Annotated in this window: 19 protein-coding genes; all 19 read right to left on the reverse strand. The window is 63.8% G+C overall.

All coding sequences use genetic code 11. The annotated features are described in order from the left end of the window. Nucleotides 1-36 precede the first annotated feature (36 nt). The 19 genes from L6D75_RS21635 to L6D75_RS21725 all read right to left on the reverse strand — a co-directional run bounded on the left by L6D75_RS21635 (nt 37) and on the right by L6D75_RS21725 (nt 21,040). The gene (locus L6D75_RS21635; RefSeq protein ID WP_176517803.1) at nt 37-618 is read right to left on the reverse strand and encodes an alpha/beta hydrolase; all 582 of its coding nucleotides are present in this window, start codon (nt 616-618) and stop codon (nt 37-39) included. A 186-nt stretch (nt 619-804) separates the two neighbouring features. After that, a complete protein-coding gene (locus L6D75_RS21640) occupies nt 805-1,206 on the reverse strand; it encodes an ExbD/TolR family protein (RefSeq protein ID WP_176517804.1) in 402 nt (133 codons plus the stop codon). Between the two features lies 1 nt (nt 1,207). After that, a complete protein-coding gene (locus tag L6D75_RS21645; RefSeq protein WP_176517805.1) occupies nt 1,208-1,927 on the reverse strand; it encodes a MotA/TolQ/ExbB proton channel family protein in 720 nt (239 codons plus the stop codon). A 30-nt stretch (nt 1,928-1,957) separates the two neighbouring features. Next, nucleotides 1,958-2,746 carry an energy transducer TonB gene (locus L6D75_RS21650; protein WP_176517806.1) on the reverse strand — a complete coding sequence of 263 codons (789 nt, stop codon included), beginning with the start codon at nt 2,744-2,746 and terminating at the stop codon, nt 1,958-1,960. A gap of 383 nt (nt 2,747-3,129) precedes the next feature. Beyond that, entirely contained in the window at nt 3,130-4,119 is a 990-nt protein-coding gene (locus L6D75_RS21655) for a sulfate/molybdate ABC transporter ATP-binding protein (RefSeq protein WP_176517807.1), read from the reverse strand. Between the two features lie 3 nt (nt 4,120-4,122). After that, nucleotides 4,123-4,995: a sulfate ABC transporter permease subunit CysW gene (cysW, locus tag L6D75_RS21660; protein ID WP_176517808.1), complete on the reverse strand. Its 873-nt coding sequence runs from the start codon at nt 4,993-4,995 to the stop codon at nt 4,123-4,125. A gap of 13 nt (nt 4,996-5,008) precedes the next feature. Then, the gene (cysT, locus tag L6D75_RS21665) at nt 5,009-5,827 is read right to left on the reverse strand and encodes a sulfate ABC transporter permease subunit CysT (RefSeq protein ID WP_176517809.1); all 819 of its coding nucleotides are present in this window, start codon (nt 5,825-5,827) and stop codon (nt 5,009-5,011) included. Nucleotides 5,828-6,012: 185 nt separating this feature from the next. Next, a complete protein-coding gene (locus L6D75_RS21670) occupies nt 6,013-7,020 on the reverse strand; it encodes a sulfate ABC transporter substrate-binding protein (RefSeq protein ID WP_176517810.1) in 1,008 nt (335 codons plus the stop codon). Between the two features lie 48 nt (nt 7,021-7,068). Next, nucleotides 7,069-7,251 carry a sulfur starvation response protein OscA gene (gene oscA, locus L6D75_RS21675; RefSeq protein ID WP_003248957.1) on the reverse strand — a complete coding sequence of 61 codons (183 nt, stop codon included), beginning with the start codon at nt 7,249-7,251 and terminating at the stop codon, nt 7,069-7,071. A gap of 92 nt (nt 7,252-7,343) precedes the next feature. Next, nucleotides 7,344-10,409: an efflux RND transporter permease subunit gene (locus L6D75_RS21680; protein ID WP_236193820.1), complete on the reverse strand. Its 3,066-nt coding sequence runs from the start codon at nt 10,407-10,409 to the stop codon at nt 7,344-7,346. After that, nucleotides 10,406-11,473, reverse strand: a complete 1,068-nt coding sequence (locus L6D75_RS21685; RefSeq protein WP_176511652.1) for an efflux RND transporter periplasmic adaptor subunit — start codon at nt 11,471-11,473, stop codon at nt 10,406-10,408. Before L6D75_RS21685 ends, L6D75_RS21680 begins: the two co-directional genes overlap by 4 nt. Next, complete coding sequence (locus L6D75_RS21690) at nt 11,470-12,558, reverse strand: efflux RND transporter periplasmic adaptor subunit (RefSeq protein ID WP_176511651.1); 1,089 nt, start codon at nt 12,556-12,558, stop codon at nt 11,470-11,472. Before L6D75_RS21690 ends, L6D75_RS21685 begins: the two co-directional genes overlap by 4 nt. 180 nt (nt 12,559-12,738) lie before the next feature. Then, nucleotides 12,739-13,632, reverse strand: coding sequence for an ABC transporter permease subunit (locus tag L6D75_RS21695; protein WP_176511650.1), 894 nt, complete (start codon nt 13,630-13,632; stop codon nt 12,739-12,741). Next, nucleotides 13,629-14,549, reverse strand: a complete 921-nt coding sequence (locus tag L6D75_RS21700) for an ABC transporter permease subunit (protein ID WP_176511649.1) — start codon at nt 14,547-14,549, stop codon at nt 13,629-13,631. Before L6D75_RS21700 ends, L6D75_RS21695 begins: the two co-directional genes overlap by 4 nt. Further along, the gene (gene potA, locus L6D75_RS21705) at nt 14,546-15,688 is read right to left on the reverse strand and encodes a polyamine ABC transporter ATP-binding protein (RefSeq protein WP_176511648.1); all 1,143 of its coding nucleotides are present in this window, start codon (nt 15,686-15,688) and stop codon (nt 14,546-14,548) included. The genes L6D75_RS21700 and potA overlap by 4 nt, the downstream gene beginning before the upstream one ends. A 60-nt stretch (nt 15,689-15,748) precedes the next feature. Continuing rightward, nucleotides 15,749-16,843: a polyamine ABC transporter substrate-binding protein gene (locus L6D75_RS21710; RefSeq protein WP_176511647.1), complete on the reverse strand. Its 1,095-nt coding sequence runs from the start codon at nt 16,841-16,843 to the stop codon at nt 15,749-15,751. A gap of 160 nt (nt 16,844-17,003) precedes the next feature. Then, on the reverse strand, nt 17,004-18,101 hold the full coding sequence (locus L6D75_RS21715) for a polyamine ABC transporter substrate-binding protein (RefSeq protein WP_176511646.1): 1,098 nt from the start codon (nt 18,099-18,101) through the stop codon (nt 17,004-17,006). 169 nt (nt 18,102-18,270) lie between these two features. After that, entirely contained in the window at nt 18,271-19,632 is a 1,362-nt protein-coding gene (locus L6D75_RS21720) for an aspartate aminotransferase family protein (protein ID WP_176511645.1), read from the reverse strand. Nucleotides 19,633-19,681: 49 nt separating this feature from the next. Beyond that, a complete protein-coding gene (locus L6D75_RS21725) occupies nt 19,682-21,040 on the reverse strand; it encodes a glutamine synthetase family protein (RefSeq protein ID WP_176511644.1) in 1,359 nt (452 codons plus the stop codon). Nucleotides 21,041-21,146 lie beyond the last annotated feature (106 nt).

The following is a 21,146-nucleotide window of genomic DNA, read 5'->3' on the forward strand; positions in this document are numbered from 1 at the left end:
GCCGGGCGTCAGGCAAAGGTGATCGGTAGGGGTGGATCAGGCGCGACGCAGCGCACGCTGTTCGACCCGGCTCTGCAGGCGATACAGGTAGGCGAAGCCCTGCTCCCAGCGCTCATGCCCGGACTTGACGTTGATGTGCCCGGCATTGCTCAGCAGCCCGGCTTCCGCGCCCCAAGCCTGGGCCAGGTACAGCGCGCGCGGCACGCTGACGGCGGGGTCGTTGTCCGAACTGACCACCTGGCTTGGGAACGGCAAGGCCTGCTGCGGGATCGGCGCAAAGTTGCGCAAGGCCGGTGCGCAGGTCGGGCGCTCGACATCCGCCGGCGCCACCAGCAACGCACCGCGAACGCGGCGCAGCAATGCCGGGCTGGCCTGCGCCGCCCAATGGGCAACGGTGATGCAGCCCAGGCTGTGGGCGATGAGGATCACCGGCGAAGGTTCGGCGGCGATGGCCTGCTCCAGTGCCTGCACCCAGTCGTGGCGCTGCGGGGTCAGCCAGTCGTGCTGCTCGACCCGGGCGCTGTTGGGCAGGCTGCGCTGCCAGTGGCTTTGCCAATGATTGTCTGGCGATCCTTGCCAGCCCGGCACAATCAGGTAACGAATCGACTCATTGCGCATGGGGACGCCTCCAGTAAGTTTGCGTGCTTGCGGTCCAGTATAGGGCGGCAGTTATATCAGTAAAGGAATAAGAAGCTATTTATTAATAACCAAAACATCAAAAGTACTGACCCGCATCAATAAAAAAAGGGCCATCCCCTGCCAAGAGATATGGCCCTAAGCACTTGCCTGAAGAGGGTTGCCCGGTCAGCGCGCGGTGATCACCGCCAGCTTGCTGATGCCGGCACGTTCGATGGCCGCCATGGCACGCGCCACTTCGCCGTAATTCACGCCGTCGTCGGCCTGGAGCTGCACGCGCACTTGCGCGTCCTTGTCCTTGGCCGCCTTGAGGTTGGCTTCCAGCGACTGGGGCTGGATCTCGTCCTTGTTGATGAACAGCTTGCCGTCGCCGTCGATGCTCACCACCAGCGGGTCCTTCTGCTCCACCGGGGCCACGGCCTCGGTCTTGGGCAGGTTGATGGGGATGGCGTTGGTCAGCAGCGGCGCGGTGACGATGAACACCACCAGCAGCACCAGCATCACGTCGACCAGCGGTGTCACGTTGATCTCACTGAGGACTTCGTCGCTGTCCTGGGTCGAAAAGGCCATGTCAGGACGCCTCCTTCACAGGCTGGGTGAAGCCGGCCTGGGCCTTGTGCACCGCCGGGTGCACCAGCACGCGGAAGGCACTCTTCTGGGCCAGGCTGTAGAAGTCGTGGGCGAAGTCATCGAGGTCGGCGGCGGTCAGCTTGAGGCGGCGCAGGAAGTAGTTGTAGACCAGCACCGCAGGCACCGCGACGGCGATACCGACACCGGTCGCCACCAGCGCCGCGCCGATCGGCCCGGCCACGGTTTCCAGGCTGGCCGAGCCGGCCGCGCTGATGCCCTTGAGCGCCTCCATGATGCCCCACACCGTGCCGAACAGGCCGATGAAGGGCGAGGTGCTGCCGATACTGGCGACCACGGCCAGGCCGGTTTCCAGCGAACGGCGCTCGCGCACGATCTGCTGGCGCAGGGCGCGCTCGAGGCGGTCCTGGTGGTTGATGGCCTGGCTCAGGTCGCTGGCCTGGGTATCGCCGACGGCGATCGCGGCATAACCGGACTGCGCCACGCGGGCTGCCGGGCCCGGTGACTCGTGGCTGATTTCGGCAGCCGAGTCCAGGCTCGACGCCGCCCAGAACTGCTGGTGGAAGCGTTTGTCCTGGCGCTTGAGCCGCACGAACTGCACGACCTTGACCAGGGCCAGGCCCCAGGTGACGACGGAAAAACCGACCAGCAGCCAGATGACTGCGCTTTCAACGGATTCGAGGGGGGATGCCAGCAGGCTCATGATGATGTCTTCCTGTGTTCTGCGAAAAAGTTAACGAAGCTTGAAATCGATCGGCACGCTGACCCAGCCGGCCTGGGCCACGTCGCCCTGCTTGGCGGGCACGAAGCTCCAGCGCTTGACCGCGGCCAGGGCGGCGGCGTCGAGGGCGTCGCGGCCGCTGCTTTTCTGGATCTGGATCTGCCCCGGCTTGCCGCTGGGCAACACCTCCACGCGCAGCAGCACGGTGCCTTCCCAGCCACGGCGCTGGGCCATCTGCGGGTATTCCGGCGCCGGGTTCTTCAGGTAGGCGGCGTTGGCCGAAGCTGGCGTGACCGGCGCAGGCGCCGGTGGCGCGGGCGGTGCCGGGGCCGCTACCGGTGCCGGGGGCGGCGCTTCGACCGGCTTGGGCTGTGGTTTGGGTGGCTGCTTGGCCACAGGCTTGGGCAGCGGTTTTGGCTTGGGTTTGGGCTTGGCGGCCAGCTCGTCGACCACCGGCGGTGGCGGCTCTACCACCGGCGGTGCCGGGGCAGGTGGCGGCGGCTCGACCACAGGCGGCGCTGGGGCGGCGAACTCGATGGTCATCGGTGGAACCTGTGGCGGCACCACCGGCAGCGCGGGCGTCGGCGCCTGGCTGACCCAGTAGGCGGCGGCGCCATGCAGGGCCAGCACCAGCAAGGCCAGCGCCAGCTTGTCGCGGCGCTTGAGGCCACTGACCGGCGTGCGTTGCAGGCGCAGCTGGCCCAATGGCTGGCGTAGCGTCCGTCCGAGCTCGACCAGGTCACCCGGGGCCGGGCGCCATGGCTGGTCGTAGGCCCTCACGGCCGTTTGGACATTACCCATTTGATCAAACTCCTGGGGGTTCTTGATTCAGGTGTGTGGCTGAATCATCGGGGTCAGGGGCTTATCTCTTAAAGTAATGTTTAAAATTAAAGCTAGATCATTTGCGCATATAGGATTTTGCCAGATGTTGCAAAGCCGCGCCGTTCGTGGGGTTGGAGCGAATGGCCAGAACAGCATGCATTCGAGGCATTTGAAATATTCGTGCAAGGCATGGGATTGCTGCGAGGGCTCTGCCCTCGATCGCCGGCAAGCCGGCTCCCACAGGGACCGGCGCTGCAGCTGTGGGAGCCGGCTTGCCGGCGATGGGCTGCAAGGCAGCCCCAACAAACGCCCAGGCAATAAAAAACCCGGGACCATGCCCGGGTTCTTCACTCACAGCTGGCTCAGATATCCGCCACCTTCTGCCAAACCTTCGGCCTGAAGAATAGCGTCTCGCCACGCGCCAGCCCGGTCAGGCTGTCGTGGTCCTTGACCACCTCGGCCTCGATCAGCTCGCTCTGCCCTTCCACCTTCAAGGTCACCCGCGTGGTAGCCCCGAGCGGGCGAATGTCACGCACCTCGGCAGCATGGTGGCCCTCGGTTTCATGACGCGACAGCGACACCTCGTGCGGGCGGAACAGCACGTGCTGCCCTTCGCTCAAGGCCAGGCGGTTGGAGTCGCCGAGGAAGTGGTAGACAAAGTCGTTGGCCGGCTTCTCGTACACCTCGCCGGGCGAGCCGATCTGCTCGATCACGCCCTTGTTCATCACCACGATGCGGTCTGCCACTTCCATGGCCTCTTCCTGGTCGTGGGTAACGAACACCGAGGTCAGGTTGATGTCCTCGTGCAGGCGCGCCAGCCAGCGGCGCAGCTCCTTGCGCACCTTGGCATCGAGGGCGCCGAACGGCTCGTCGAGCAGCAGCACCTTGGGCTCCACCGCCAGGGCGCGGGCCAGGGCGATACGCTGGCGCTGGCCACCGGAAAGCTGCTCGGGGTAGCGGTCGGACAGCCAGTCCAGCTGCACCATGTTCAGCAGCTCATGCACCTTTTCGGCAATCTTGCTCTCGCTCGGGCGCTCGCCCTTGGGCTTCATGCGCAGGCCGAAGGCGACGTTGTCGAACACGCTCATGTGGCGGAACAGCGCGTAGTGCTGGAACACGAAACCGACGTTGCGATCGCGCACGTCATGGCCGGACACGTCCTCGCCATGGAACACGATGCTGCCGTCGTCCGGGGTTTCCAGGCCGGCGATGATGCGCAGCAGGGTGGTCTTGCCGCAGCCGGAAGGGCCGAGCAGGGCCACCAGCTCGCCGCTGTGGATATCCAGGTTGATGTTGTCCAGGGCCTGGAAGCTGTTGAAGCGCTTGCTGACGTTACGAACTTCGATCGACATGAATCATTCCTCCGCGGCGCTATGGCGCAGGCGGTTAATACGGTTCTCGCTCCACTGCTTGAGCAGCAGGATGAAGAGCGCCAGGATCAGCAGCAGGCTGGCCACGCTGAAGGCCGCGACATGGTTGTACTCGTTGTAGAGGATCTCCACGTGCAGCGGCAAGGTGTTGGTCACGCCGCGAATGTGGCCGGACACCACCGACACCGCGCCGAACTCGCCCATGGCCCGCGCGGTGCACAGCACCACGCCGTAGATCAGGCCCCACTTGATGTTGGGCAAGGTCACGTGCCAGAACATCTGCCAGCCGTTGGCGCCCAGCAGGCGCGCGGCCTCCTCCTCTTGCGTGCCTTGCTCCTGCATCAGCGGGATCAGCTCGCGGGCAACGAAGGGCACGGTGACGAAGATGGTCGCCAGCACGATGCCGGGCAAGGCGAACACGATCTGGATGTCATGGTCCTGCAACCAGGGCCCGAACAGGCCCTGGGCGCCGAACATCAGCACGTAGACCAGGCCGGCGATCACCGGCGACACCGAGAACGGCAAGTCGATGAGGGTGACCAGCACGCTCTTGCCGCGGAAGGTGTACTTGCTCACGCACCAGGCGGCGCTGACGCCGAACACCAGGTTCAGTGGCACCGAAATCGCCACCGCCAGCAGGGTCAGGCGCAGGGCCGACAAGGCGTCGGGTTCGAAGATCGCCTCGAAGAAGGTGCCGAAGCCGTTCTTCAGCGCCTGCGACACCACGATCACCAGCGGCAGCAGCAAGAACAGCGCGAACACCAGCCAGCCAAGGCCGATCAGGATGCGCCGCGAGGTGGAACTGCCACGCCGCGCGGCATTGGCGGCGGCACTGGCGCTCAGGGATGAACTGGACATAGCCGGGCCTCCTTCAAGGGGTTTCGATGCGGCGCTGCAGCAGGTTGATCAGCAGCAGCAGGATGAAGGAAACCACCAGCATCAGCACGCCGATGGCGGTGGCGCCGGTGTAGTCGTACTGGTCCAGCTTGACCATGATCAGCAGCGGCAGGATCTCGGTCTTCATCGGCATGTTGCCGGCGATGAAGATCACCGAGCCATACTCGCCGACGCCGCGGGCGAAGGCCAGCGCAAAGCCGGTGAGCCAGGCCGGCAGCAGGGCCGGCGCCAGTACGTGGCGAAACACCTGCAGCGGCTTGGCGCCCAGGCAGGCCGCCGCCTCCTCGACTTCACGGGGGATGTCGGCAAGCACCGGCTGCACCGTGCGCACCACGAACGGCAAGGTGACGAAGGTCAGCGCCAGGGTGATGCCCAGCGGTGTGTAGGCAATCTTGAAGCCCAGGTCGGTGGCGAACTGGCCCACCCAGCCTGCCGGCGCGTACAGGGCTGTCAGGGCGATGCCCGCAACCGCCGTGGGCAGGGCGAACGGCAGGTCGATCATCGCGTCGATGACCTTGCGCCCGGGGAAGGTGTAGCGCACCAGCACCCAGGCCAGCAGGGTGCCGATCACACCGTTGATGATGGCGGCGAACAGGGCGGTGCCGAAACTCAGCTTGAGCGCGGCGAGTACCCGCGGCGCACTGATGATGCTCCAGAACTGCTCCCAGGTGAGCTGCGAGGCATGAATGAACATGGCCGCCAGCGGTATCAGCACGATCAGGCTGAGGTACACCAAGGTGTAGCCCAGCGTCAGCCCGAAGCCGGGTATGACGGGGGAAATGCGACGTGACATAAATATCCCTGGTTGAACGCACGAAGCCCGGGACGAATCCCGGGCCGGTGCTAGCTACTGAATCCCGGGGCTGCTGTGCAGCCCATCGCCGGCACGCCGGCTCCCACAGAAGGTCAGCGGTGAACCTTGTGGGAGCCGGCTTGCCGGCGATGGGCCGCCACGCGGCCCCGCTTTTCCATGGCCGGTTACTGTGCCTGATAAATCTGGTCGAACACACCGCCGTCATTGAAGAACTTGGGCTGTGCAGTCTTCCAGCCACCGAAGTCCTTGTCGATGGTGACCAGGTCCAGTTTCGGGAATTGCTTGCCGAATTCGGCAGCGACTTTCTCGTCACGCGGGCGGTAGAAGTTCTCGGCGGCGATCTTCTGGCCGGCCGGGCTGTAAAGGTACTTCAGGTACGCCTCGGCGATCTGCTCGTTGCCCTTTTTCTCGGCGTTCTTGTCGACCACGGCCACCGGCGGCTCGGCGAGGATCGACAGCGAAGGCACGACGATTTCGAACTTGTCGCTGCCGCCGTCTTCCTTCAGCGCCAGGAAGGCTTCGTTTTCCCACGCCAGCAGCACATCGCCCTGGCCGTTGTTGACGAAGGTGATGGTCGAGCCACGGGCGCCGGTGTCCAGCACCGGTACGTGCTTGAACAGCTCCTGCACGTAGGCCTTGGCCTTGTCTTCGCTGCCACCGGCCTTCAGGCCATAGGCCCAGGCGGCGAGGAAGTTCCAGCGGGCGCCGCCGGAGGTTTTCGGGTTGGGGGTGATGACCGAGACGTCTTTCTTGATCAGGTCGCCCCAGTCCTTGATGCCTTTCGGGTTGCCCTTGCGCACCAGGAACACGATGGTCGAGGTGTACGGGGTGCTGGCGTCCGGCAGGCGCTTCTGCCAGTCCTCGGGCAGGGTCTTGCCGAGCTTGGCGATTTCGTCGATGTCGCCGGCCAGGGCCAGGGTCACCACGTCGGCGCGCAGGCCGTCGATCACCGCACGGCCCTGCTTGCCCGAGCCACCGTGGGACTGCTGGATCTTCACCTTGTCGTCCGGGTGAGCCTGTTGCCAGTGCTTGATGAATTCAGCGTTGTACTGCTGGTACAGCTCACGGGTCGGGTCGTAGGACACGTTCAGCAGTTCGTAGTCCTTGGCGATTGCGGAACCGGCAAAAACGGCACTGGCCAGGGCGGCGAGCGCATAACGGCGGATGGACATGGTGAAGCTCCCGATTGGCATTTTTCTAGTTGTGAAGGTGGGGCGGTATCAGCCGGGCTTGTTGCCGGGCTGCTGCAGGCGGAACTTCTCCTTGCGCTCGATCTGCACGACCTGGGCGTTGTGCACGGTGATTTCCACCGCACCGAAACGCAGGTCGCGCAGGGCGCTCTGGATTTCACGCAGAATGGTGGCTTCGTCCTGACCGTCGATGCTTCGCAGCGATGCGCTCATGCTCGTTCTCCTGTTGAACAAGGGTGCCGGGCAGAGGTTTGAAGGGGGTTTGCGCCTGGCTTGAGGGCAATAGTAGTGAGGCGCGGATATTCTTAAAAATACTGTTTAAGAATGTTTATATAACTTTTTTTGTTTAGCCGAAAAGGCCCCATCGCCGGCAGGAACAACAGCGTCAGCAGCGTTGCACTGATGATGCCGCCGATCATGGCGTAGGCCATCGGCCCCCAGAACACCTCGCGGGCAATCGGGATCATGCCCAGGCTCGCCGCCGCCGCCGTCAGCAGGATCGGTCGACGGCGGTGGTTGGTGGCTTCGACCACCGCGTCCCACGGCGAATAGCCCTGGGCCTCGAACTCGTCGATCTGGGTCACCAGGATCACCGAGTTGCGGATGATGATGCCTGCCAGGGCCAGAATCCCGAGGATCGCCACGAAGCCCATCGGCGTGCCCGTCGGCACCAGCGCCAGCACCACGCCGATCAACCCCAGCGGCGCCACGCTGACCACCAGGAACAGCTTCTGCGTGCTGTGCAGCTGGATCATCAGGAAGGTCGCCATGAGGAACAGCATCAGCGGGATGACCTTGCGGATCGGGCCCTGGGCCTTGGCGCTCTCCTCCACGGTACCGCCGGTCTGTACCTCGTAGCCGACCGGCAGCTTGCTGGCGAAGTCGTCGATCTTCGGCTTCAGCAGCGCCACCAGGTCGGTGGGCTGGATGTCGCCGTTGACCGACGCCTTGATGGTGATGGTCGGCTTGCGATCGCGGCGCCACACCAATGGCTGCTCGAGCTCGTAGCGCACGGTGGCGAAGGCCAGCAGCGGTATCGAGGTGCCGCTCGGGGTGACGATCTGCAGGTTCTGCAGGGTATCGGGCGAACCCCGCTCGCTGTCCACGGCCCGGGCGACCACATCGATCAGGTAGATGTTGTCGTTGACCTCGGTCACCGGTGCGCCACTGACGATGCTGTTCATCACGTTGGCCACGTCCTCGGACGACAGGCCCAGCTGCCGCGCCTTGTCTTGGGCGATCTCGATGCGCAGCACTTTGCCTGGCTCGTTCCAGTCGTAGATCATCTCGCCGATGTGCTCGTCGCTGTTGAGCAGCGTGGCCAGGTCGATGGCGTGCTTGCGCACCTGGTCGATGTCCTTGCCACTGACCCGGTACTGGATCGGCCGCCCTACCGGCGGGCCCATTTCCAGCGACTGGACGTTGGTGCCGATGCCGACGAACTCCTCGTGCAGCAGCTTCTGCAGGCGCGCCATCATGCCCGCGCGTTCCTCGAAGCCCTTGCTGACGATCACCAGCTGGGCGTAGTAGGGGTTCTGCAGTTGCTGGTCCAGGGGCAGGTAGAAGCGGATCGCGCCCTGGCCGATGTAGGTGCTCCAGCGCACCAGGTCCGGGTCGTCCTTGATGCGCGCCTCGAGGCGGTCGACCACCTTGCGCGTTTCCTCGATCGAGGCGTTCTGCGGCAGGTTGAGGTCGACGAGGATTTCCGGGCGGTCCGAAGACGGGAAGAACTGGTTCTGCACGAAGCGCATGCACACCAGCGAGAGCGCGAACAGCACGATGGTGCCGATGATGGTCAGCCAGCGGTTGCGCATGCACCACAGCAGCCCGCCCTCGAACGCCCGCCCTACCCGGCCCGGCTCGGCCTCATGGGCCTTGAGCTTGTCGGCCTTGAGGATATGCACGCCCAGCACCGGGGCGAAGAACACCGCGACCACCCACGACACGATCAGCGCCACGGCGATCACCGCGAACAGGGTGTAGGTGTATTCACCGGCCGAGCTGGCGTTGAGGCCGATCGGCACGAAGCCGGCCACCGTCACCAGGGTGCCGGTAAGCATGGGGAAGGCCGTGGAGGTGTAGGCAAAGGTCGCCGCCTGCTCCTTGCTCTCGCCCATTTCCAGGCGTGTGACCATCACCTCCACGGTGATCATCGCATCGTCCACCAGCAGGCCCAGGGCGATGATCAGCGCCCCCAGGGAAATCCGCTGCATGGTGATGCCGCTGTACTCCATGAACACGAAGACCATGGCCAGCACCAGCGGGATCGAGCAGGCCACCACCAGCCCGGCGCGCACGCCAAGGCTGACGAAGCTCACCGCCAGCACGATGACCACCGCTTCGAACAGGGCGCTGGTAAAGCCACCAACCGCCTCCTTCACCACCACCGCCTGGTCAGAGACGGTGTGCACGCCAATGCCCACCGGCAAGTCGTTGACCACGCTGTCCATCTTCTGCTTCAGCGCCGCGCCGAACACCTGGATGTTGCCGCCGGCTTTCATGCCGATGGCCAGGCCAATGGCGGTCTGGCCGTTGTAGCGGAACATCGGCGATGGCGGGTCGACGTAGCCGCGCTCGATATCGGCGATATCGCTCAAGCGGAAGAAGCGGTCGTTGATGCGCAGGTTGACCGTCTGCAGGTCTTTTTCCGAGGCGAACTGCCCGGTGGTGCGCACCGAGATGCGCTCGGGGCCGGCCTCGATCACCCCGGCCGGGGTCACCGCGTTCTGCTGTTGCAGGGCCTGCATGACCTGGCGCTGGTCGATGCCCAGGGCCGCCAGTTTGCGCGTGGAGAACTTCAGGTAGAGCACTTCGTCCTGGGTGCCGACCAGCTCGATCTTGCCGATGTTGGGCACCTCGCGCACTTCGGCGCGGGCCTGTTCCACGTAGTCGCGCAGTTGCCGCAGGGTCATGCCGTCGGCGGTGAAGGCGTAGATCGAGCCATACACGTCACCGAACTCGTCGTTGAACGCCGGGCCCTGGATGCCTTGCGGGAATTGGCCGCGGATGTCCTGGATCTTCTTGCGCACCTGGTACCAGATTTCCGGGATGTCGGCGGCCTTGGTGGTGTCGCGCAGGTAGACGTAGACCGTCGATTCGCCGGGGCGGGTGTAGCTCTTGGTGTAGTCGAGCGAATCGAGCTCCTCGAGCTTCTTCTCGATGCGGTCGGTGACCTGGTACAGGGTTTCGTCCTGGGTCGCGCCCGGCCAGCGGGTCTGGATGACCATGGTCTTGATGGTGAACGAGGGGTCTTCCTCGCGCCCCAGGTTGAAGTAGGAAAAAATGCCCATCAACAGGCCGACGAACATCAGGTACCAGACGAACGACTGATGGCGCAGCGCCCATTCGGAGAGGTTGAAGCTTCCTTTCATTGTGCATCCTCGTCGAATGTGACCTTCTGGCCAGGCTTGAGGCTGTTGACGCCAGCGGTGACCACACGCTCGCCGGGTTGGACGCCGGACGCCAGCACGATGCTGTCGGCCGTGCGCTCGATCAGGGCCACGTCACGGGTGGCGACCGTTTTCTGCTGCGGGTCGATCACCCACACCTGGGTCTTGCCGTCGTGCTCGAGCAGCGCGCTCAGCGGCAGCTCGCTGCGCGGGGAAATCGCCGAGGTCAGGGTGACGCTGATGGCGGTGCCCAGGTGGAAGGCGTCAGGGGTGTTGGCCAGGGTCAGGCGGGCGCGCCGGGTGCGGGTGGCGGCGTCGGCCTGGGGCTCCAGCTCACGCAGGGTGGCGGTGGTGTTGATGCTGCTGTCGAGCTGCGAGGCGACGGTGAAGGTGAGGTTCTTGGTCAAGGCTTCGGCAATGCCGATCGGCAGGTCGATCACCGCTTCCTTGACGTCTGGCCGGGCCAGGGTGACCACCGCCTGGCCGGCCGTGACGGTCTGCCCGGCTTCGGCCTGCCAGGCGGTGATGACTGCCGCATGGTCGCTGCGCAAGGTGCTGTAGTCGAGCTGGTCGCGGGCCTGGCTGACCGCCGAGCGGGCCTGCTCCAGGCTGGCGCCGGTGGTTTTCAGGTCGGTCTGGGCGATGTCCAGCTGGGCCTGGGCGCCGACGCCTCGGTCATACAGCTGCTGTTGCCGGCGGGCATTGGCCTGGGCGTTGATCCACTGCGCCTGGATCTTGGCCAGGTCGCCTTCGGCCGCGCGCAGCTGGTTCTGTTGGTCGGTGGGGTCGAGGGTGGCGAGGATGTCCCCGGGCTTGACCGAGGCGCCCACGTCGAGCCAGCGCCGGGCGATACGCCCCGATACGCGAAAGCCCAGGGTGCTTTCGAAGCGCGCCTGGATGGTCCCAGCGAAGCGCCCCAACTGCGCCTGGGCCTGGGCCTCGACCAGGGTCGAAAGCACCGGCCGCACCGCCTCGGGTGGCGCCTCTTGCTTGCCACAGGCCGTCAGCAGCAAGCCGGTGGCGAGTACACACATCATCCGCTTCATGGTGCAGCCCCCCCGTCCTTGGCATCGACCTTTTCCACTTCCATGCCCGGATGAAGCAGCTGGCCGCCGCTGACCACCACGGTTTCACCACCCTTGATGCCTTGGGCGATGACCACCTTGCCGGTGAGGTAGCGGGTGACCTGGACCTTGCGCAATTCGACCTTGTCGCCCTCGCCCACCACCCACACGGCCGGCTCGTGCACGGCCTTGGTCAGGGCCGCCCAAGGCAGCTCGATGCTCGGCCGCCCCTGGGTATTGGCCGTGGCGGTCACCGGCGAGCCCAGCTGCATGCCCGCTGGCACGTTGCGCAGGCCCACCTTGACCTGCACCGTGCCGCTTTGTGCCGAAACCGTCGGGGTGATTTCGCGCACGAACCCCTGGGCCTGGACCTTGGGGTCGTCCAGCAGGCTGACGATGACCCCGGCTTCGCTGGGTGGCGCCACCAGCAGCGACTCGTAGACGTTGAATACCGCATCCCGGTCGCCATCGCGGGCCAGGCTGAAGATCGGCATGGTCGCCTGCACCACCTGGCCGACCTCGGCCTGGCGCTCGGTGATGACGCCATCGGCTTCGGACATCAGGGCGGTGTAGCTCAATTGCTCGTTGGCGTTTGCCAGTTGCGCCTGGGCCGCCTTCAGCGCGCTCTGGTTGCTGCGCAGCGCGGCCTCGGCGGAGTCGTATTCGCTCTGGCTGGTGTAGCCCTTGGGCAGCAGCTTTTGCTGGCGCACGAACGCCGCGCTGGTCTGCGTCACCCGCGCCTGGGCGGCGAACACCTCGGCCTTGGCCGAGTCGACGTTGTTCTGCAGGTCCTTGGGGTCGAGCCGCGCCAGCACCTGGTTGGCCTTGACGTGATCGCCCACATCGACGCTGCGCGAAATGATCTTGCCGCCCACGCGGAAGGAAAGGTCGGTCTGTACCCGCGCCTGGACATCGCCGGTGAGGGTCACCCTGGCTGCAAAGTCGGTGGGTTGAACCTGCAGCACCCCGACCCGAGGCTTGGGCTCCGGGGGTTGTTCCTTGCTACAGCCTGTTAGCAGGTACAGCAGGCCCAGGCCTGCCAGTAACAGTGGACGCGTCACCCTCATGCAGGCTCCTAGCTTGCGCACAAATGATTTGTGAGATGCGACTGTCAGCGTAGTTCAGGGTTCGATAAACGGCACTGATGGGGATCAGTTGGGTGTTGGAGGGGATGTGGCGCTCGATTTCACGAACGACCGGAACGCTTCAGATACACAAAGGGCCGCAGTGCGGCCCTTTGCGATCGATCAGACCGATGCCGCAGCAGGCATCGGGCGCTTGACCTGCGGCGACGACACGTTGGCCGCAGCGCCTTCCTCGATGGCTTGCTGGATCGCCTTGCGACGACGTTCCTCGGCCCGGCGGCTGAAGTACCAGACGAAGAAGGTCACCAGCGACACCGACAGCAGGATCAGGCTGGCCACCGCGTTGATCTCCGGCTTCACGCCAAGGCGCACCGCAGAGAACACTTCCATCGGCAAGGTGGTCGAACCCGGCCCGGACACGAAGCTGGCCAGAACCAGGTCATCCAGCGACAGGGCGAACGACATCATGCCGCCCGCCGCCAGCGACGGCGCGATCATCGGGATGGTGATCAGGAAGAACACCTTCCACGGCTTGGCACCCAGGTCCATCGCCGCTTCCTCGATCGACAGGTCCAGCTCGCGCAGGCGCGCCGACACCACCACCGCCACATAGGCGGCGCAGAACGTGGTGTGGGCGATCCAGATGGTGACGATGCCACGCTCCTGCGGCCAGCCGATCATCTGCGCCATGGCCACGAACAGCAGCAACAGCGACAGGCCGGTGATTACCTCGGGCATTACCAACGGCGCGGTGACCAGGCCACCGAATAGCGTGCGGCCCTTGAAGCGGGTGACCCGGGTCAGCACGAAGGCGGCCAAGGTACCCAGCGCCACCGCCGCCACCGCCGTGTAGCAGGCGATTTCCAGCGAGCGCATCACCGAACCCATCAGCTGGGTGTTGTCGAGCAGGCCGACGTACCACTTCACCGACCAGCCGCCCCACACCGTCACCAGCTTCGAGGCGTTGAACGAGTAGATCACCAGGATCAGCATCGGCAGGTAGATGAACAGCAAGCCGAGCACCAGCATCAGCTTGGAGAAACCGAAGCGCTTCATGCTCTGCCCTCCATTTCTTTGGCCTGGCTGCGGTTGAACAGCAGGATCGGCACGATCAGGATTGCCAGCATCACCACTGCCAGGGCGGATGCCACCGGCCAGTCACGGTTGTTGAAGAACTCTTGCCACAGCACCTTGCCGATCATCAGGGTTTCCGGGCCGCCGAGCAGTTCAGGAATCACGAACTCGCCCACCACCGGGATGAACACCAGCATGCAGCCAGCGATGATGCCGTTCTTCGACAGCGGCACGGTGATCTTCCAGAAGCTGTTGAAGGTGCTCGAACCCAGGTCCGATGCAGCTTCGAGCAGGCTCGGGTCGTGCTTCACCAGGTTGGCGAACAGCGGCAGGATCATGAACGGCAGGTACGAATAGACCACGCCGATGTACACCGCAAGGTTGGTGTTGAGGATCTGCAGCGGCTGGTCGATCAGGCCGATCCACATCAGGAAGGCGTTGAGCAGGCCGTTGTTGCTGAGAATCCCCATCCAGGCGTAGACGCGGATCAGGATCGCGGTCCAGGTCGGCATCATGATCAACAGCAGCAGGACCGTCTGGGTTTCCTTCTTGGCGTTGGCGATGGCGTAGGCCATCGGGTAGCCAATCAGCAGGCAGAGAATGGTACTGAAGAACGCCATCTTCAACGAGCCGAGGTAGGCCGAGATGTACAGCTCATCCTCGGTCAGCAGCCCGTAGTTGGCCAGGTTCAGCACCAGCTGGACCTTGCTTTCGACGTAGGTGTAGATCTCGGTGTAAGGCGGGATCGCCACGTCGGCTTCGGCGAAGCTGATCTTCAGGACGATGAAGAACGGCAGCATGAAGAACAGGAACAGCCAGATGAACGGTACGCCGATCACCACATGCCGCCCCTCCGGGGTAAGGCGCTGGAAGGCTCGCTTGAGCTTGCGAAGTTTCATGACCGCAGTACCACGCCGCTGTCGTCTTCCCACCACACGTACACTTCATCGCCCCAGGTCGGCCGGGTGCCCTGGCGCTCGGCGTTGGCGACGAACGACTGCACCACCTTGCCGCTCGGCAGCTCGACGTAGAACACCGAGTGGCCGCCCAGGTAGGCGATGTCGTGGACCTTGCCGCGCGACCAGTTGTGCTCGAAGTCCGGCTGCGTGGTGGTGACCAGCAGCTTTTCCGGGCGCAGGGCGTAGGTGATGTGCTTGTCTTCCACCGAGGTGGTGATGCCGTGGCCGACGTAGATCTTGCGCTCCAGTTCCGGGCTGGCAATGATCGCGTGGCCTTCGGCGTCGTCGACCACTTCACCCTCGAATAGGTTGACGTTGCCGATGAACTCGCACACCAGGCGGCTGGTGGGGGTCTCGTAGATGTCCACCGGCGAGCCGATCTGGGCGATCCAGCCCAGGTGCATGATGGCGATGCGCTGGGCCATGGTCATGGCCTCTTCCTGGTCGTGGGTCACCATCACGCAGGTCACGCCCACGCGCTCGATGATTTCCACCAGTTCCAGCTGCATCTGCGAACGCAGCTTCTTGTCCAGGGCGCCCATCGGCTCATCGAGCAGCAGCAGTTTCGGGCGCTTGGCCAGCGAACGGGCCAGGGCCACACGCTGGCGCTGGCCACCGGAGAGCTGGTGCGGCTTGCGCTTGGCGTACTGGGTCATGTGCACCAGCTTGAGCATCTCGGCCACGCGGGCGTCGATCTCGGACTTGGCCATGCGGTCCTGCTGCAGGCCGAAGGCGATGTTCTGCGCCACGGTCATGTGCGGGAACAGCGCGTAGGACTGGAACATCATGTTGATCGGCCGCTCGTAGGGCGGCATGTCGGTGATGTCGACGCCATCGAGGAAAATCCGCCCTTCAGTCGGGCGCTCGAAGCCAGCGAGCATACGCAGCAAGGTCGATTTGCCAGAACCGGAGCCACCCAGCAGGGCGAAGATCTCGCCTTTGCGGATTTCCAGGGACACATCGTCCACGGCTACCGTTTCGTCGAATTTTTTTGTGACCCGGTCGATCTTGACCAGCACCTGCTTGGGTTGCTGGCCACCCTCGAGGGCTTTCTTATAGGCACCGGAGGCAACTGCCATGAGTGAAACTCCCAACAAGATTTTGTTGCCCGCCGCTGCGTCAGTGGCGGGCCTGGATTGTTACTTGCCCGACTTGACCTTGGTCCAGCTACGGGTCATCAAACGTTGCACCTTGGGTGGCAACTCACTGTTGACGAACATCTTGTCCAGCACTTCCTGCGGTGGGTATACCGCGGCGTCAGTCCTCACGGCCTGGTCCATCAGGTCGCCAGCCTTGGGGTTCGGGTTGGCGTAACCGACGTAATCACTGACCTGGGCGATAACCTCAGGTTTCAGCAAATAGTTGATGAAGGCGTGGGCCTCTTTGACGTTCTTGGCATCCTTGGGGATCGCCAGCACATCGAACCAGAGGTTGCCGCCTTCCTTGGGAATCGCGTAGGCCAGGTTCACGCCCTTCTTCGCCTCTTCGGCGCGGGCCTTGGCCTGGAATACATCGCCGGAGAAACCTGCCGCGACGCAGATGTCGCCGTTGGCCAGGTCGGTGATGTACTTGGACGAGTGGAAGTAGGTCACGTACGGGCGTACCGCCAGCAGCTTCTTCTCGGCCTTTTCATAGTCCTTGGGGTCGGTGCTGTTGGGGTTCAGGCCCATGTAGTTGAGCACCGCCGGGAGCATTTCGTCAGCCGAGTCGAGGAAGGCCACACCGCACTTGGAGAGCTTCTTCATGTTCTCGGGCTCGAACAGCACGGCCCAGGAGTCGATGGTGTCCACGCCCAGCGCGGCCTTGACCTTGTCGACGTTGTAACCGATGCCGTTGGTGCCCCACAGGTAAGGCACGGCGTACTGGTTGCCGGGGTCGTTCTTTTCCAGGCGCTTCATCAGCGACGGGTCGAGGTTGGAATAATTGGGCAGCAGGTTCTTGTCGAGCTTCTGGAACGCGCCCGCCTTGATCTGCTTGCCGAGGAAATGGTTGGACGGCACCACCACGTCATAGCCGGTGTTGCCGGCCAGCAGTTTGCCTTCCAGGGTTTCGTTGGAATCGAAAACGTCTTGCACAGGCTTGATGCCGGTGGCTTTTTCGAAGTCCGCGAGTGTGTTCGGGCCGATGTAGTCCGACCAGTTGTAGAAATGCACCGTAGGCGCCGCTTGGACGCTGCATGCCAGCGTCAGGCCCGCACCGGCCATCAAGGCCTTGCGCAATACAGAAATAGACAAGTGGGTGGTCCTCACAATCAGTGCCTTGGTAACGGCGCAGTGCTGCTGCGCAGGCAAAACCGGCGCGCAACTTACCTTCGCAGCTTCGATGCCGCAATCATCAATTGCCATTCACTGGCTCCAGGCCGGAAAACCCCGGCCTGGAGGTGTTGCATCGGGCTTACTTGCCCGACTTGATCTTGGTCCAGCTGCGGGTGATGGCGCGCTGGGTGGCAGCTTCGGGGGCTGCGATCGCGTACAGCTGTTTCTTCACGTCAGCCGGCGGGTAGATGCTCGGGTCGCTGGTGATGGCCTTGTCGACCAACGGAGTAGCGGCCTCGTTGCCGTTCGGGAAGCGCACGGCGTTGGTGATTTCGGCCATGACTTCCGGCTGCATCAGGAAGTCCATGAACTTGTAGGCCGCATCCTTGTGTTCGGCATCTTTGGGGATGGCGACCATGTCGTAGAAGGTACCGGCGCCTTCTTTCGGAATGATGTAGTCCACCTTGACCTTGTCGCCGGCCTCGTGGGCGCGGGCCTTGGCCTGCTCGACGTCACCCGAGTAACCGACGGCCACGCAGATGTTGCCGTTGGCCAGGTCGCCGATGTACTTGGACGAGTGGAAGTAGGTGATCGAAGGACGGATGCTCAGGAACAGGTCCTCGGCCGCCTTCAGGTCTTCCTTGCTGGTGCTGGTGGTCGGCTTGCCCAGGTAGTGCAGCGCGGCCGGCAGCATTTCGGTCGGCGCATCCAGGAAGCTCACGCCGCAGCTCTTGAGCTTGGCGATGTTCTCAGGCTTGAACACGGCGTCCCACGAATCGATCTTGTCCACGCCCAGCGCGGCCTTGACCTTCTCCGGGTTGTAGCCGATGCCGATCGAGCCCCACATGTACGGGAAGGCGTGCTTGTTGTCCTTGTCGCTGGCATCGCCAACGGCCTTGAGCAGGTCTGGGTCGAGGTTCTTCCAGTTCGGCAGCTTGGAGCGGTCGAGCTCCTCGTACACGCCAGCCTTGATCTGCTTGGCCAGGAAGTTGTTGGACGGCACGACGATGTCATAACCCGACTTGCCCGCCAGCAGCTTGGCTTCCAGGGTTTCGTTGCTGTCGAAGACGTCGTACTTGACCTTGATGCCGGTCTGCTTCTCGAACTTGGCGATGGTGTCCGGAGCGATGTAGTCCGACCAGTTGTAGACGTTCAATACCTTGTCTTCAGCCTGAACCGCGGTCGCCATGGCACCCATCAGGGCGGCGGCCAGCAACGTCTTGCCCATTTTATTCATGCGTCATGCTCCAGATTTTTTTGATTAGCCATCCGTTCAGCTGCCAGGTCCCGCAGTACACGCGTTGGGCGACTGAAACAGTCGCTAGTCTGGCAAGTTACAAGGCGCTGTTTCAAGGAAAGCAGCCCCTTGTAACCAACTAATGTCACAACGCTAGCCTAGCAAAGGCTCACTGGATCGCTTCGAGGGTCAGGTCCAGGCACTTGCGCGCCTTTTCCACCAGCTCGTCGACCTCTGCGTGGCTGATTACCAGGGGTGGTGCAATGATCATGGTGTCGCCTACGGCGCGCATGATCAGGCCGTTTTCGAAGCAGAAGTTGCGGCACACCATGCCCACGCCTTTGCCTTCGTAGCGGCTGCGGGTGGCCTTGTCCTTGACCAGCTCGATCGCGCCGAGCAGGCCCAGGCCGCGAACCTCGCCCACCAGTGGGTGGTCCTGCAGTTCCCGCAGTCGTTTTTGCAAGTACGGTGCCACATCCGTGCGCGCCTTCTCGACGATCTTCTCGTCGCGCAGGATGCGCAGGTTTTCCAGGCCCACCGCGGCCGCCACCGGGTGGCCGGAGTAGGTGAAGCCGTGGTTGAAGTCACCGCCTTCGCTGAGCACCTTGGCCACGGTGTCACGCACGATCACACCGCCCATGGGGATGTAACCGGAGGTAAGGCCCTTGGCGATGGTCATCAGGTCGGGCTTGAGGTCGTAGTAGTCGGAGCCGAACCACTCGCCGGTACGGCCGAAACCGCAGATCACTTCGTCGGCGACGAACAGGATGTCGTACTTGGCGAGAATCTCCTTGACCTTCGGCCAGTAGCTGTCCGGCGGGATGATGACCCCGCCGGCGCCCTGGATCGGCTCGGCGATGAAGGCGGCGACGTTGTCCTCGCCGACTTCCAGGATCTTCTTCTCCAGCTGTTCGGCAGCCCACACGCCGAATTCATCCGGGCTCATGTCGCCGCCTTCGCCGAACCAGTACGGCTGCGCGATGTGCACGATGCCCGGGATCGGCAGGCCGCCTTGTTCGTGCATGCCGCTCATGCCGCCCAGGCTCGCGCCGGCCACGGTGGAACCGTGGTAGCCGTTGATGCGGCCGATGATGGTCTGCTTGTGCGGCTTGCCCTTGAGCGCCCAGTAGTGGCGAACCATGCGCAGCACGGTGTCGTTGCCTTCGGAGCCGGAGCCGGTGAAGAACACGTGGGTCATGCCTTCGGGCGCGACGTCGGTGATTGCCTTGGCCAGCTCCAGCGCCGGCGGGTGGGCGGTCTGGAAGAACAGGTTGTAGTACGGCAGCTCGCGCATCTGCTTCTCGGCAGCCTGCACCAGCTCTTCACGGCCGTAGCCGACCGCCACGCACCACAGGCCGGCCATGCCATCGAGGATCTTGTGCCCTTCGCTGTCCCACAAATGCACGCCCTGCGCCTTGGTGATGATGCGCGGCCCCTTCTCCTTCAACTGCTTGTAGTCAGAGAAAGGTGCAAGGTGGTGCTCGCCGCTCAGGTTTTGCCATTCACGGGTTTGCGGGTTTTTGACGCTCATGTGCTTCTCCAGGGTCCACAGGCCGCCGGTGGGCGGCCTCAGGGGTTGATCACACAGCAAACAGCAGGAACTCTCGCTCCCAGGAGCTGATGACGCGCTTGAAGTTCTCGTGCTCGGCGCGCTTGGTCGCCACGTAGCCGGTGATGAATTTCTTGCCCAGGTACTGGGTCAGCGCGCGGCTGACTTCCATGCGTTCCAGGGCGTCCTCGATGGTCAGCGGCAGGCGCAGGTTGCGCCGCTCGTAGCCACGGCCTACGACCGGGGCACTCGCCGCGATGCCTTCGACCATGCCGATGTAGCCGCACAGCAGGCTGGCGGCGATGGCCAGGTAAGGGTTGGCGTCGGCGCCCGGCAGGCGGTTCTCGACGCGGCGGTTCTGCGGGCCGGCATCCGGTACGCGCAGGCCGACGGTGCGGTTTTCTTCGCCCCATTCGACGTTCACCGGTGCCGAGGTGTCCGGCAGGAAGCGGCGGAACGAGTTGACGTTGGGGGCGAACAGCGGCAGCGCTTCGGGGATGAACTTCTGCAGGCCACCGATGTGGTGCAGGAACAGCTCGCTCATGCTGCCGTCTTCATTACTGAAGATGTTCTTGCCGGTGGTGGCGTCGACCACGCTCTGGTGCAGGTGCATGGCACTGCCCGGCTCGCCGGTCATCGGCTTGGCCATGAAGGTGGCGGCCACGTTGTGCTTGAGCGCCGCCTCGCGCATGGTGCGCTTGAACACCAGGATCTGGTCGGCCAGGTGCAGGGCGTTGCCGTGACGGAAGTTGATCTCCATCTGCGCCGTGCCGTCTTCGTGGATCAGCGTGTCGAGGTCCAGCTGCTGCAGTTCGCACCAGTCGTAGACGTCCTCGAACAGCGGGTCGAATTCGTTGGCGGCCTCGATCGAGAACGACTGGCGGCCGGTTTCCGGACGGCCCGAACGGCCAACCGGCGGCTGCAGGGGGAAGTCCGGGTCTTCGCTGCGCTTGGTCAGGTAGAACTCCATCTCCGGCGCGACGATCGGCTGCCAGCCTTTGTCGGCGTAGAGTTTGAGCACTTTCTTGAGGACGTTGCGCGGCGACAGCTCGACCGGGTTGCCCTTCTTGTCGTAGGTGTCGTGGATGACCTGCGCGGTCGGCTCGATGGCCCAGGGCACGAGGAACACGGCATCTTCGTCGGGGCGGCAGATCATGTCGATGTCGGCCGGGTCGAGCAGTTCGTAATAGATATCGTCGTCGACGTAATCGCCGGTCACGGTCTGCAGCAGCACGCTCTCGGGCAGGCGCATGCCTTTTTCGGCGATGAATTTGTTGGTTGGCGAGATCTTGCCGCGGGTGATGCCGGTCAGGTCGCTGATCAGGCATTCGACTTCGGTGATCTTGTGCTCTTTCAACCAATCGGTGAGCTGGTCGAGGTTGTTACTCATAGATACCTCAGGAGGTAATGTGGTCCGCGCGTTGATTCTGGATGGAGTGGATTGCTAAAGCAAAAACACCCACGCAGGAGCACAGTGGATACACTGGAAACCAGCG

Origin of the sequence: Pseudomonas faucium (genome assembly GCF_021602585.1) — a bacterium.
GTDB classification, from domain to species: domain Bacteria; phylum Pseudomonadota; class Gammaproteobacteria; order Pseudomonadales; family Pseudomonadaceae; genus Aquipseudomonas; species Aquipseudomonas faucium.